Origin of the sequence: Azospirillum thermophilum (assembly GCF_003130795.1) — a bacterium.
Classification (GTDB): Bacteria; Pseudomonadota; Alphaproteobacteria; order Azospirillales; family Azospirillaceae; genus Azospirillum; species Azospirillum thermophilum.
In genome coordinates, this window is record NZ_CP029356.1 from 65,697 (window position 1) to 79,481 (window position 13,785).

Sequence of the window (13,785 nt, forward strand, 5' to 3'; positions counted from 1 at the left end):
CTCAGGCGATGTAGTTCAGCAGCGACAGCTTCTGCGTCTGGCCGGCGACGGTGTAGGAGGCCTGCAGCGTGTTCATGGCGGAGCTGAGGCGGGCCGCCACCTCCGTCTCGTCGATGCCCTCGATCTTGGCGACGCGGTCGGTCAGGGTGGCGATGGCCGTCTTGTGGGTGGTCTTCTGGTCCTCCAGCGTCGCGAGGTCGGACGCGACCTTGGCGTGGATGTTGCGCACCTGGCCCTGCGCCTCGGCCATCAGGCTGCGCGACTGGCCGACCAGCTCCTCGTACTTGCCGGGGTTGGAGGCCGCGGCGCGGGCAAGGCGGAAGGCCTTGATCAGCGTCTGGAACGCCTGGTCGTCGGCGGTCACGCCATAGGTGATGTTGAGACTGTCGTCTGCCGTGACCATCGCCTTGCGGTAGGCCTCGGGGTTCTTGCCCTTGGTCAGGAACTCCGAATCGTAGAAGGGCAGGTCGGGCGGCGTGGTGTCGGGGATGTCCATCACCTTGTCCGGCACCGGCGGCAGCGTGGCGACCGAAACGGTGTTCTGGACCGACCCGTTGACCGCCTTGGCCGTGGTCGAGAAAAGCTGCGTGCGGTTCGGATGGTTCGGGTCCAGCATGCCGTTGCTGGTCGGCAGGATCGTCGCGCCGCTGCCCTGCGCGGTGAGCGGAGCATTCGGGTACAGCGTGTTGAACTGCTGGCGGAGCTGGGTCGCCACCTGCGTGGTGTCCGTCACGCCGGCGTTGTAGTCCTTCTCGGTGACCGTATAGCTGACCTTGTACTCCGTGTAGGGCGGCAGGTCGCGCGGCTCGTTGGGGTACTGGGTATAGTATTTCTGGTTGAACGGGTCGTCAGGATCGCCGACATGGACCGAGAACTCGAAGGTGTCGCCGATGTCCACCTTGTCGCCGGTCAGCGTGAAGGAATCGACCTGCTGCGCCGTGGCGGTCGCCGCCTGCACGGTCGTCGGCGTGGTCGCCGAATTGTCGATGCTGGCGCTGTTGAAGACCCGCGCCGACACGTCGAACTTCTGGCTGGCGTCCTTGCCCGTCACGGTGATGATGCCGTCCTTGGACTGCAGGGTCACCGGCAGGGGCGGATCGGCCTTGGCGATCTGCTGCGTCAGCGCGTCGGCGACCGACGACAGAGTCTTCGGATCGGTCGGCCCCACCTGATAGCCGAACTTGCGGCCGTTGATCGTCACCTCGAAATAGTCTTCGTCGCTGACGATCGGGCCGTTCAGCGTGACCTTGGTCACCTGGGGGCCGGCCGACAGGTCGGTCACCGGCTCGGTCGAGAAGCGCGAGCCGGAGAACAGGAAGCGTTCGCCGAACCGCTCGTTCAGATACTGTCGGATGTCGCGCAGCGCGCCCTCCGCCCGCTCCTTCATCTGGTCGGCCTTGGGGAAGGTGACGGTGAAGTTGCTGCTGGAGGCGGCCTGCAGGTTCTTGAAATCCAGGTTCAGCACCGCGCCCTCGCCGGGGCCGCCGGCAATCTTGAAGTTGTAGCCGCCGCCGTCGTTGGGCGGCACGGTCTTCAGGTTGATGCTGCGGGTGGAGGTCCCGCCCAGCCCGTCGCTGACCGTCACGTCGTAGGTGCCGTTGGCGCCGTCCTTCGACGGCACGGCCGTCACGGTGAAGCGCGCACCGACCATCAGCTTGGACTTGCTGAGGTTCAGCGACACGTCCATCGCATCGGCGTTGGCGTTGTAGGTCGAGGTGACGCTGGGCGGGCCGGGCTCGAACGGCATCAGGTTGCTGGACTGCCAGTCCGTCGCCAGCTTTTCCAGGCTCGTCAGCACCTTGTCCGTCGCCTGCAGGCGCGGGCTCGCGGTGTCGATGTTCTGGACGTAATTGTTGCGCCGGGCCATCTCCGCCCGCAGGTCGAGGAGCTTCTGCACCTCCGGCCCGTAGGCGTTCAGGTCCACCGACTTCTTGCCCGTGGTGAGCTGCTGCGACAGCGAGTCCACGGTCCCCTGGCCGTTGGTCAGGTTGCGCACCAGGCTCAGATAGCGTGAGTAGGTGCTGACTTGCGTGATCGTGCTCATCGGACGACAGCCTCCAGCGCGTCAAACATCGCCGAAGCCACTTGCATGACTCGTGCCGAAGCGGCGTAGGATGTTTGAAGCTGCTGGAGATTCGCGATTTCCTCGTCGATGTTCACGCCGGTCTTGGAGTGGTAGCGCTCTTCCAGGATCTGCCGGGATTCCTTGTTCTGGGCGCTCATGTCGTTGACCGTCTTGGCGGCCGCCATCCAGCCGCCGGTGATGGCGCTGGCCATCCCGCTGTAGGAGGTGTCCTCCAGCTTCAGCCCGTCGGCGGTCAGGTTGCGGCCGACGGTGTTCATCGCCGCGACCACCGGGCTGATCGCCGACTGCTTGATTTTCGTCCGGTTTTCCAAGAGGTTGGCGCTGACGCCGATGGTGAAGCGGTCGGTCCCCTCGAAGAACAGGGTCGGCTCCTCGCCCTCCTTCACCGGCTTGGCGCCGTTGTAGGCGTCGCGGAAGCTGGTGGGCTGGCCGGGCTTCGTCTCGCCCACGAACTCCTTGGCGAAGGCGTCGAGCTGCGAGCGCAGCTTGCGGATGATCTCGCCGGTCGGCTCGGCGCTGGCCTTCGTCGGCGGGCTGGCGGTCGACCCGTCCTTCAGCATCGAGAACAGGGCGCCGATCTTGCCCTGCTGCATGCTGTCGCTGACCGGGGTGATATGATTGCCGGTCTCCAGGTTGATATTGCCGCCGTCGAAGGAAAGTTTTGCCGGTTCGGCGTCGACCAGCGCCAGGCCGGTCGGCGAGAACAGGGCCATCCGGCCGTCCGGGCGCTCGACCGCGCGCACGCTCATGTAGCTGTTGAGCTCGCGGATCAGCCCGTCCCGCTTGTCGGCCACCTCGTTCGCCGCGGAGCCGTAGCCCTTCAGCGAGACGATGTTGTCGTTGATGGCGCTGATGTCCTTCAGGAGCTGGTTCACCCGGTCCACGGACGTCCGGAGATCGTTCGTCATGGACTGCTGCATCTCCTCCACCCCCTTCGACACGCGCTGGATCTCGCGGGCGAAGTTGTCGGCGGCCTGGACGAGCTGGTACTGGGCGGTCTCGTTCTCCGGTGAGGTCTCCAGCGTCTTCCAGGCTGCCTGGAAGGTCTCGGCATAGCTGTTGAGCTGCGGCTTCCCGTTGGTCGTCCGCATCAGGTCGCCGAGCTGCTGCATGTAGCCGGCCTGGGTGGACGAGAATCCGTCGCGGGCGGTCAGTTCGTCCACCTGGGCACGCAGGGCCTTGTCCACCTCGCGCCGGTACTCGGTCGTCACGACCTGGCCGCTGCCGTCCACGATCTGCGTGGTGGTGTGGCGGGTCCGGGTGGGATCGTCCGCGCGGGCGATGTTGTCCGAGACCAGCTTCACATTGGCCTGGACGGTGCGCAATCCCGCGGTCGCGCTGCTCAGGGCTGAGAAGAGGGACATGGCCGTGGACCTTCTGTCGGGCGGAGGAGGTCGGGCGCCGGCTTTGCCGTCCGCCCGATCGGGGCGCGCGGCTCAGGCGGCGCGCCCCGGGTCGGTCACTGCTGCAGGATCAGCGCTTCAGGCCGAGGACTTCCTGCAGCATCTCGTCCGAAGTCGTGACGATCTTCGTGTTGGCGGAGTAGGTGCGCTGGGTGACGATCAGCTTGGTGAACTCGTCCGCGATGTCGACGTTGGACGATTCCACGCTGTTGGCGACCACCGCGCCGGCACCGTTGGTGTCCGGGTCGTTGAAGTTCGGCCGGCCGCCGTCCTCCGTCTCGATGAACACGCCGCCGGCTTCGCGCTGCAGCGCGTTCGGGTTGTTGAAGGTCACCACCGGGATGCGGCCGATGACGCGGCTGCGGCCGTTGTCGTAGTTGACGATCACGTCGCCGTTGTCGCCGTAGACCACCTCCTTGAACTGGCCGCGCGAGGCACCGTCCTGGACGAGCTGCGTGACGTTGATCTCGCTGCCGGCATACTGGGTCAGGCCGCCCGACTTGCCGAACTTGCCGAGGTTCAGCGTGATCTGCTGCGGGCCGAAGCCGTAGTCCACCGTGAAGGTCACGGTCGCGTCGGCCCCCGTGGTCTGGTTCGAGTTGGTCACCGCGGAGCCCGTGCCAACCTTGGCGGTGCTGATGCTGGTGATCGTGCCGACATTGTCCTTGTTGGTGCCGAAGCCGAGCTGCACATAGGCCGGGGTCTGGCCGGAGGAGGTGAAGGGATCGACGGAGAACTGGTCGGCGGCGACACCGCTCTGGGTCTTCGAGGTCAGGGTCAGCACGCTGCCCACCGCGCCGGCGGTCACCGACAGCGAGGTGTTGGCGTTGACCAGATCGGCCAGCTTGGCGGTGATGTCCTCCATCGAGGTCTCGTCGCCCTTGGTCGTGTAGCTGATCGTCGTCTGGTCGATGGTCACGCTGTAGACGGCCCCCACGTCGCCCGGCGAGCCGGTCAGGGTGATGGCCCGCTGCTGGTTGACGCCGGCGACGTTCGTGGTGATCGTCCCGCCGCTCAGCGTGCCGGAGCTGCCCGTGGCGTTGTCGACCGACGGGATGGCCGTGAACTTGCCGGTGTTCGGCGTGTTGTGGACGATGGTCAGCCGCCCGTTGGTCGCCGAAGCGGTGACGTTCAGGCCGGCCGCGTTGATCTTGTTCGCCAGTTCCTGCGCGACGCCGGTGATGTCCTCGAACGAGCCGTAGTTGGTGCTGTCGACCGCGACGGAAACCGGCTTGCCGTCGATCGTGATCGTGTAGCGGTCGCCGATGTCGATCTGGGTCTGCGGGAAGGAGAAGACCTGCTGCTGCCCGCGGTTCTCCGTCGGGGGGCTGATGGTCGGGCCGTTGATCTTGTTCGAGGTGGCGGTGCCGGAGGTGTACTGCTGGTCCATCTTGAACGGCGTGCCGGGGTTGCGCGCCGTCAGCGTCACCTGGGAGTTGGTGACCGTGGCGATCACCGGCGCCGACGGGCGGGCCGAGTTGATCTTGGTCGCGACCGCGTTCGCCAGCCCGTCATAGGTGCCGATGGTGCCGATGTTGTCGGCCGTCACCTCCACCGAATAGGGGACACTGTCGATGGTCACCGTGTACTTGTCGCCGACGCGCACGTTGTCGGTCGCGGTGATGGCCAGCTTCGACGCGCTGCTGTTCAGGTTGACGCCGTTCGTCGTGCCGGTGAGCCGCAGGGCGCCGGTGGAATTGACGTCGGCGTTGACCGCCAGACCGGCCTGGTTGATCTGGGTGACCAGATCTTTCACCACGCCGGCCATGTCCTTGAGCGTGTTGATGTTCGAATAGCCGATCTTGGTCGTGAAGGTCTGCCCCAGCACGGTCACCGAATATTCGTCCGGAACCTTCAGCGCGCCCGCCGGAAGGTTGTACAGCGTCACCTCCGGGGTGCCGGCCGTCGCCGGGGTCGTGGCCGCCGTCAGGGCGGTGAAGGTCGCCGGGCTCGACCCGGTCACGTTGTTGGTAGCGGTGTCGGCGTTGGTGATGCCGGCCGAGGTGGTGAAGGTCGAGGTCGCGGCCGAGCCGGTGATGACCAGCTGGTTCGTGTTGGGCGCAGCACCCGGGGCCGCGGTGATGCCGAGGCCGGCGGCCGAAATCTGCGTCGCCAGATTCGCGACGACCGCGGCGATGTTCGGCAGGGCGGCGGCGTTGGCGGAGGTGATGCGCGTCTTGAACTCGGTGCCCGCCACCGTCACGCGGAACTCGTCGCCCACGTCGACCGCGGTGGTCGAGAAGGTGTAGGTGCTTTGCTGGATGCCGGGGCCGCCGCCGTTGGCGTTGGTCAGCGGGCTGCTGACCGTGCTCTGCTGCGGCGCACCGCTGGTGGAGAAGCTGCCGCTGATCTGCACCGGCTTGTCGTTGGCCGTGGTGACGACGATCTTGGTGGCGTCGTTCGGGTCGATCGAGGCCTTGTAAGGCTGGCCGGCGATCGCGTTGATCTGCCCCATCAGGTTGTTCGCGACGGCCGCGAAATCCGGATAGCTGCCGATGTTCGCCGCCGTCACCGTCAGGCTCAGGGGGGCGCCGCCGTTGATGGTGACGCTGTAGGTGTCGCCGATCCGGATGTTGGGCTGCGAGCTCCCGTCCGGATAGAAGTTGGAGCGGCCGCCGATCGCGACGGTGGAGGGCTTCACGAAGCTCGTGCCGTTCACCAGAACCTGGCTGACCTGGGCGACCGGCGTCACGCCGGAAATGTTGGTGCCGAGCGCCATTTTGGCGGTGCCGCCGGTGAAGGTGCCGGCCACCGGCTGCGTGCTGCTGCCCGGCGCCACGATGCCGAGGCGCCAGTTGTTGGCGCCGTCCTGCCGCCAGTTGAACTGCACCGTGCGGGAGTTGCCCTGGGTGTCGTAGATCTGGATGCTGGAGTCCGGCACCTTGATCCCCGGCTTCGGCGTGGCCGGCAGGTTGGCGCCCAGCGTGATGCTGCTGGTCGACTGCGGCTTGTCCGTCACGGCGCTCACCTGGATCGGCTGGACCACGTCCTTCTTGAGCTGCCCGGTCGTCTCGTCCACCTGCCAGCCGTTCAGCGCGAAGCCGGCGCTGTTCACCAGATAGCGGTTCTTGTCCAGTTCGAAGTCGCCGACGCGGGTGTAGTAGACGTTGTCCGCGTTCAGCGTGCCGGTCTGGGTCTGCACCGTCTCGCCCGACTGCCCCGGACCGGTCAGGCCGCGGCTCAGCTTGGAGACGCTGAAGAAGCCCTGCCCCTGGATGGCGGCGTTCGTCGGGCTCTGCACCTGCGAAAGGGCGCCCTGGATGTTGTTCATGAACACCGGCTTGGCGACGACGCCGCCCGGCGCGTGGAGCCGTTCGTTCGACTGCAGCACCAGGGTCTCGAAGGCCGAGTCGACCCGCTTGTAGCCCAGCGTCGAGGCGTTGGCGATGTTGTCGGAGATGTGGCCGAGGGCCTTCGACTGGGCGTTCAGGCCGAGGACGGCGGTGGTCAACGATCCGAAGATGCTCATGGCCGGGGGCTCCAGGGAGAAAGGTGATGGCGCGTTGCCCCCTTTCTAGCAAGCCGGATGCCAACTGCCCCACCGCCAGCAAGCCACTGATTCCCAACGGTTTTGCTCGTACGGGGCGGCATCGCCCCGGTTTTTGCCGGGTGCTGGGAAATTTTCGCCTAGCACCCGATGGCGGGAGAGGGGAAGAAAGCTCCCGTCCGGCAACCGTCCGGTCGCGTCAGCCGCGGGACCGGCCGGCCCGGCGCTGCACGGCGGCGCGCAGCACCGCCGCCACGGTGGCCGTCGCGGTCGCCCAGTCACCCGGGCGGGGCTGGCGGAACAGCCGCAGCGTCGGGTACCAGGGGCTGTCGGCACGGTCGAGCAGCCAGCGCCAGTCCGGCGCATGGGGCAGCAGCAGCCAGGCCGGAACGCCGAGCGCTCCGGCCAGATGGACCATGGCGGTGTCCACCGTCACCAGCAGGTCCAGATGGGCGAGGATGGCGGCGGTATCGGCGAAGTCCCGCACCCCGTCCGTCAGGTCGGCGACATCCTGCCCCGGCAGCGCCGGCAGGGCGCCGCGGGCATCGCCGGTCTGCAGGCTGAAGAAGCGCACCCCCTCCACCGCCAGCAGCGGACGCAGCAGGGCCGGCGGGATGGAGCGGTTGCGGTCGTTGCGGTGGCGTGGATTGCCGGCCCAGACCAGCCCGACGCGCAGGCCGCCGTCCTCATCCGTCACGCCGGCCAGCCGCGCCTGCCAGCGCTGCCGGTCCCCCTCGTCCACCACAAGATAGGGCACGCCGTTGGGAATGGTCTCCAGCCGGGTTCCGAAGGCGCGCGGCAGGCTCATCAGCGGACAGTGCAGGTCGTGCGGCGGCGGCTCCGGTCCGCGCTCCAGCACCTGGACCGGGGGCCCCAGGCTCTGGAACAGGCGGAACAGGGCGCGGTCCGTCTCCACCATCACCCGCCCGCCGGCCTGCGCCACCAGCGGGGCGTAACGGACGAACTGGATGGCGTCGCCATAGCCCTGCTCGACATGCAGCAGGATGCGGCGGCCCTCCAGCGGCTCCCCGGCCCAGGGCGGGGTGGCAAAGCGGCGCCAGCGATGTTCGAACCCCTCCCATCCCGCGGCCAGATCGCCCTGCACCAGCCGGCCGACCGCCCGGGCGAGATGGGCATCGGCATGGCCGGGATGGCGGGCGAGCACGGCGTCGAAGCAGGCCTCGGCCTCGGCGAAACGGCGCTGGTCGCGCAGCACGGTGCCGAGATTGACCAGGGTCTGCGGGTGGCCGGGCCGGGCGGCGGCGGCACGGTGCAGCCAGCGCCGGGCTTCGGGATAGCGGGCCAGACCATGCAGCGTCGCCCCCAGAGCGTCGAGCGCATCGCCGAGCCCGGGGTCGAGCGCCAGGGCGCGCCGCAGCGTCGCCTCCGCCTCCTCCGGCCGGCCGGCACTGTGCTGCGCGCCGCCGAGATGGGCGCGGGCCTGGGCGGACTCCGGCCGGACGCGCAGGGCGCGGGCGATGCCGCGGACGGCTGCCGGGGAGTTTCCCGCCTGTGCCTGGAGGACGCCCAGCAGATGCAGCGCGCCGGGCTGCGCCGGCTCGACGCTCAGCACCAGACGGTAAAGCCGGGCGGCTTCGTCGGTGTGTCCCGCCATGTGATGGTTGACGGCGGCGTCGAGAGCGTCCAGGAGTGTCGCCATGCGTCCTGTGTACACCGGCCCCGCCCCGGGACGCGAGCCCCCATTTCCCGTCCCCGCCACCCTTTCCGACGACCGAGGCCCCATGGACGACCGGCTGCCGACTCATCTCTGGGTGATGGCGCATATCCGCGCCGCCGACGCGCAGGGCGTATCGATGATGGTGGTCCGCAAGGGCGACCCCGGCCGCGGGACCGTCATCCTGAAGCTGAACCGGCTCGACGGCCGCTTCTCGGTTCTCGTCCAGATCCGCGAGGGGGAAAGGCTCGCCTGGTCGCGCGGCACCGGCGCCGACCCGGTGACAGAGGCGGAGGCCGACGCCTACATCGCCCGCCAGACCCGCTACGACCCCGACGTCTGGGTGATCGAGGTGGAGGACCGCCAGGGCCGCCCCTGGTTCGAGGGGCCGATCCGCTGACCGTCCCGCAATGGAAAGGGGGCGGCGCCGCAGCGACCGCCCCCGGTGTTCCCGTGCCGGAACCGACCCGTCAGCGGCGGCCGGCCGACTGGACGAAGTTGTCGTAGGGCAGCTCCGCGACGCGGAACCAGAGTTGCGCCTCGTCCAGGAAGGGCTTCCAGCTGTCGTAGACGGTCTTGAAGCTGGCGTTGTTCTTCGAGAGCTCGTCATACAGCTCGAAGGCGATCTTGTGGGCCGCCTCCATCAGGTCGCGCGGATAGGGGCGGAGCTGCGTCCCCTTGGCGACCAGCCGCTTCAGCGCCCTGGCGTTCTCCGCGTCATAGCGGGCGGTCATGGCGCTGTTGGCCTCGGCGCAGGCGGTGGCGAGGATCGACTGGTAGGCCTTCGGCAGGGCCTCCCACTCCTTCAGGTTGACGTAGAGCGAGACCTGCGGCCCGCCTTCCCACCAGCCCGGATAGTAGTAGTACTTGGCGACCTGATAGAAGCCGAGCTTCTCGTCATCATAGGGGCCGACGAACTCGACCGCGTCGATCGTGCCCTTCTCCAGCGCCGGATAGACGTCGCTGCCGGCGATCTGCGTCGGCGCCGCGCCCAGCTTCGCCATGATCTGGCCGGTGATGCCGGCGATGCGGATCTTCAGGCCGCTGAAGTCGGACAGCGACTTGATCTCCTTGCGGAACCAGCCGCCCATCTGGGCGCCCGTGTTTCCGGCGGCAAAGGAGATCACGTTGTAGGTCTTCATGAAGTTGCGCAGCAGGTCCTGGCCGCCGCCATACTGGTACCAGGCGTTCATCTGGCGGGCGTTCGGGCCGAAGGGCAGCGCCGTGTCGAAGGCGAAGGTCGGATCCTTGCCGACATAGTAGTAGCCGCAGGTGTGGCCGCACTGCACGGTGCCGTTCTGCACGGCGTCGAGCACCTGCAGGCCGGGAACGATCTCGCCCGCCGCATGGATACGGATCTGGAACTTGCCGTCGGTCGCCTCGCTGACGCGGCGGGCGATCAGCTCCGAGGTGCCGAGCAGGATGTCCGTGCTCTTCGGAAAGCTGGAGGCGAGCCGCCACTGAATCTCCGGCTGCGACTGCGCGATGGCCGGGGCGGCGAGCCCGGTCGCGGCGACGCCGGCACCGGCGGAGGCGAGAAAGGTCCTGCGTTTCACACCCTGTCTCCTGAACCTGTGTTTATGACCGCCCTGCCCCTTCTGGGTCAGTCTCCATGCAATCCGGCATCCGGATTGCTGACCTGGGCCTCGGACGGCATCGTGATCCGCAGAAAAGCAGCCTTGTTGCGCGGAAGCATCGTACAAATCCGCATGACTGATCTTCGCCGACGGTCTTACGGCAACAAGGTTACCCCAACAGTTCGGGCGCGCCGGCTCAGGACGCCCCGCCCCGCAGGCCGAGGAAGCCGGAAAGCGGCGGCAGCACCAGGATCCGGCCATCCGCGGTGATGTCCGGCACCGCGCAACCGGGGGCGCGCGGCAGGTCGAGGGGAACCGGACGGCCCTTCCGCTTCAGCGCATACTCCGCCGGGCGGTCGGCCATGTTGAAAACGGCCAGCAGGCGTTCACCATCCGTCATGCGCTCGAATGCCAGCACGTCGCCCTTTTCCTCCACCGCCGCAAGGCGTCCCGCGGTCAGGGCGGCATGGTTGCGGCGCAGGCGGAAGGCGGCGCGCCAGACCTCCAGCGGGCTGTCCGGCCGGCGTTCCTGCCGGTCGATGGCAAGCGGGCGATGCTCCTCCGGGACCGGCAGCCAGCTTTCCGCCGCAGCGCTGAATCCGGCGCCGCGGGCGTCGGCCGTCCAGGGCAGCGGGTGCGGCTTCCGTCGCGGCCGGCGAACTCCGGCCAATAGGTGATGCCGAAGGGGTCGCGGAGCTGATCGCGCCGCAGCACCGCGTTGGGCAGGGCGAGTTCCTCGCCCTGGTAGAGGCAGAGCGTGCCGGGCAGCGTCGCGAAGAGCCCGGCGAGCAGGGCGTTGAAGGCCTCCGGGTCGGCCCCCGGCGGCAGCCAGCGGCTCGCCGCCCGCTCCACGTCATGGTTGGTGAAGCTCCAGCAGATGGCGTCCGGCTGCGGCGTCCCGGTCAGCGCCTGGGCGAAGGCCGCGGCGGAGAAGGGCTGCTTGGCGAGCGACAGCGTGTAGGCGGCGTGCAGGCCCTGCGGCGTGCAGTAGCCGGCGATGCGGCGGCCGGCGCCGGGCTGGCTCGACAGCTCGCCCAGCAGCACGCGGCCGGGATAGCGGTCGACCGTCGCGCGCAACGCGGCCAGCACGTCCTTCACCGCCGGATGCATCATGTCGTAGAGGTGCCGCTGCATGGCGAACGGCTTGGCCGGCGGCTCCGGATCGCGGCGGAGCGCCGCCGGGTTGGAGCGCAGCAGCGGATCGTGGGCGAAGAAGTCCACCGCGTCGATGCGGAAGCCGTCGACTCCGCGCTCCAGCCAGAAGGCCGCGGTGTCGCACAGCGCCTGCAGGGTCGCCGGATTGTGCAGGTTCAGCGCCGGCTGGCCCGGCAGGAAGTGGTGCAGGTAATACTGCCGGCGCCGCGGCTCCCAGCTCCAGGCGCCGCCGCCGAAGACCGACAGCCAGTTGTTGGGCGGCGTGCCGTCCGGCCGGGGATCGGCCCAGACATACCAGTCGGCATGGTCGCCGCTGCGCGACCGCCGGCTGTCCTCGAACCAGGGATGGGTGTCGGCGGTATGGCCGCAGACCAGGTCGACCAGCAGCTTCAGCCCCAGCCCGTGGGCCTTGGCGACGATGCGGTCGAAGGTCTCCAGCCTGCCCATCCGCGGGTCGACCGCGCGATGGTCGGCCACGTCGTAGCCGAAATCCTTCAGCGGCGAGGGGTAGAAGGGGCAGAGCCACACCCCGTCCACCCCGAGGGAGGCGACATGGTCCAGCCCCTCCAGCACGCCGTCCAGGTCGCCCCAGCCATCGCCGTTCCGGTCGAGAAAGCTGAGCGGGTAGATCTGGTAAAGGGCGGAACCCGCAAGCCAGGACGGGGAACTGGACACCGGCGAACCCTCCGCGGAGATGATCCGCGGACAGGCTCGCCCCGACCGGCTAACGAAGCGTTACCGGCACCATAAAGGTCACGGGGAGCGGCCGCCGCCTCAGCGCCTCGGCGGCAGGTGCCGGTTGGACAGGACGTTCAGCCAGGGCGCCATCATCGGGGCCATCAGCGGCCCCCAGGCCTGCTGCACCATCCCCGCCCACATCTGCATGGGGGCCAGCCACAGGCCGGCCAGTCCCGGCGCCGCCGGGCCGAGCAGGCCGCGCACCGCCTCGAAGGACGGGGTGGCCTTGAACTGGACGGCGATGATCTCGGCATTCTCCTCCTCTCGGTGGAGGATCTGGATGTCGAGGTTGGGCAGGGCCGCGGTCAGCTTGGTTTCTTCCATCGTCCGGCTTCCTTGTCGCTCCGCCCGGTCCGGGCATGGGCCGACGATAGTTGTTTTGCAGGTGCGAAGGAACCTCCACGATGGGAATGGGGATGGGGATGGGGCCGCGCCGGCCACCCGCCGGGAAGCGGCGGCAACCATTGCCCGTGCCGGCGGTTATGCCTGTCATGGACACGCTGACGCCCGACCGCGACCATGCCGGCACCGATCCCGGCACCGCCGGCCAGCCCGACCCGCGGGAGACCGCAGCCTGCGCCGGCCTTGCCTACGTCTCGGACGAGGAGCCGGGCATCCGCCGCCGGCGGTCCGGCAGGGGCTTCTCCTATCGCTGGCCGGACGGCGCGCCGGTGACGGAGGAGGAGACGCTGGCCCGCATCCGCAAGCTGGCGATTCCGCCCGCCTACCGCGACGTCTGGATCTGCACCGACCCGGACGGGCATCTCCAGGCGACCGGCCGCGACGACCGCGGGCGCAAGCAGTACCGCTACCACCCCCGCTGGACCGAGGCGCGCGAGGGCACGAAGTTCGGCCGGATGCTGGAGTTCTGCCGCGCCCTGCCCGACCTGCGCCGCCGGGTGGACGAGGATCTGGCCCGCCGCGGCCTGCCGCGCGAGAAGGTCCTGGCCGCCGTGGTCCGGCTGCTGGAGACCACCCTGATCCGCGTCGGCAACGAGACCTATGCGCGCGAGAACAAGAGCTACGGCCTGACCACCCTGCGCGACAAGCACGCCGCCATTGACGGGTCGGAGATCCGCTTCGCCTTCAAGGGCAAGTCCGGCAAGGAATGGCAGGTCTCGCTGAAGGACCGCCGCCTCGCCCGCGTCGTGCGGGCCTGCCGCGACGTGCCGGGCAGCGAGCTGTTCCAGTACATCGACGGCGACGGCCGGCGGCACGGCGTCGGCTCGGGCGACGTCAACGACTATCTGCGCGAGATCACCGGCCGCGACTTCACCGCCAAGGACTTCCGGACCTGGGCCGGCACCGTGCTGGCCGCCATGGCGCTGACGGAGTTCGAGAGCTTCGACAGCGCCGCCAAGGCCAAGCGCAACGTCACCCGCGCCATCGAACAGGTGGCGTCCCGCCTCGGCAACACCGCCAGCGTCTGCCGCAAGAGCTACGTCCACCCCGAGGTGCTCGACGCCTATCTGGAGGGCAACCTGCTGGACTCCCTCAAGACGGAGGTCGAGGCCGAGCTGCGGGAGGAGCTGTCCGGCCTGGGCTCGGAGGAGGCCGCCGTGCTGGCCTTCCTGCGCGACCGCCTGGAACGGGAAAGCGCCGCGCGGGCGCGGGAAAGCGCACGTTCCGCCGCGCGGCGGCGCCCTCCCGCAAGCACGGGCTGA

General features: G+C 68.8%; 9 protein-coding genes and 1 pseudogene. 2 read left to right on the forward strand and 8 right to left on the reverse strand.

Annotated elements, in window-relative coordinates; all coding sequences use genetic code 11:
- Window position 1 precedes the first annotated feature (1 nt).
- From DEW08_RS21610 to DEW08_RS21625, 4 genes are all read right to left on the reverse strand, one after another.
- Window positions 2–2,044 carry a flagellin gene (locus DEW08_RS21610; RefSeq protein ID WP_109331268.1) on the reverse strand — a complete coding sequence of 681 codons (2,043 nt, stop codon included), beginning with the start codon at window positions 2,042–2,044 and terminating at the stop codon, window positions 2–4.
- On the reverse strand, window positions 2,041–3,450 hold the full coding sequence (gene flgK / locus DEW08_RS21615) for a flagellar hook-associated protein FlgK (protein ID WP_109331274.1): 1,410 nt from the start codon (window positions 3,448–3,450) through the stop codon (window positions 2,041–2,043). The genes DEW08_RS21610 and flgK overlap by 4 nt, the downstream gene beginning before the upstream one ends.
- A gap of 109 nt (window positions 3,451–3,559) precedes the next feature.
- On the reverse strand, window positions 3,560–6,958 hold the full coding sequence (locus DEW08_RS21620) for a flagellar hook-basal body complex protein (RefSeq protein ID WP_109331275.1): 3,399 nt from the start codon (window positions 6,956–6,958) through the stop codon (window positions 3,560–3,562).
- A 217-nt stretch (window positions 6,959–7,175) separates the two neighbouring features.
- Window positions 7,176–8,636: a tetratricopeptide repeat protein gene (locus DEW08_RS21625; protein ID WP_109331277.1), complete on the reverse strand. Its 1,461-nt coding sequence runs from the start codon at window positions 8,634–8,636 to the stop codon at window positions 7,176–7,178.
- An 82-nt stretch (window positions 8,637–8,718) separates the two neighbouring features.
- Between DEW08_RS21625 and DEW08_RS21630 the strand changes: the two genes are divergently transcribed.
- Window positions 8,719–9,051 (forward strand): DUF1491 family protein, encoded by a 333-nt coding sequence (locus tag DEW08_RS21630; protein ID WP_109331278.1) that lies wholly within the window; start codon window positions 8,719–8,721, stop codon window positions 9,049–9,051.
- Between the two features lie 70 nt (window positions 9,052–9,121).
- Here DEW08_RS21630 and DEW08_RS21635 read toward each other — a convergent pair whose 3' ends face one another.
- From DEW08_RS21635 to DEW08_RS21645, 4 genes and pseudogenes are all read right to left on the reverse strand, one after another.
- A complete protein-coding gene (locus tag DEW08_RS21635; protein ID WP_109331279.1) occupies window positions 9,122–10,207 on the reverse strand; it encodes a TRAP transporter substrate-binding protein in 1,086 nt (361 codons plus the stop codon).
- Window positions 10,208–10,424: 217 nt separating this feature from the next.
- Entirely contained in the window at window positions 10,425–10,646 is a 222-nt protein-coding gene (locus tag DEW08_RS32750; RefSeq protein WP_483860833.1) for a hypothetical protein, read from the reverse strand.
- Between the two features lie 90 nt (window positions 10,647–10,736).
- Window positions 10,737–12,058, reverse strand: a pseudogene (locus tag DEW08_RS21640) (alpha-amylase family glycosyl hydrolase); the annotation flags it as partial.
- 99 nt (window positions 12,059–12,157) lie between these two features.
- Window positions 12,158–12,445 (reverse strand): hypothetical protein, encoded by a 288-nt coding sequence (locus DEW08_RS21645; protein WP_181449472.1) that lies wholly within the window; start codon window positions 12,443–12,445, stop codon window positions 12,158–12,160.
- Window positions 12,446–12,612: 167 nt separating this feature from the next.
- On the opposite strand from DEW08_RS21645, the gene DEW08_RS21650 reads away from it, so the two are divergent.
- Entirely contained in the window at window positions 12,613–13,785 is a 1,173-nt protein-coding gene (locus DEW08_RS21650; protein ID WP_109332308.1) for a DNA topoisomerase IB, read from the forward strand.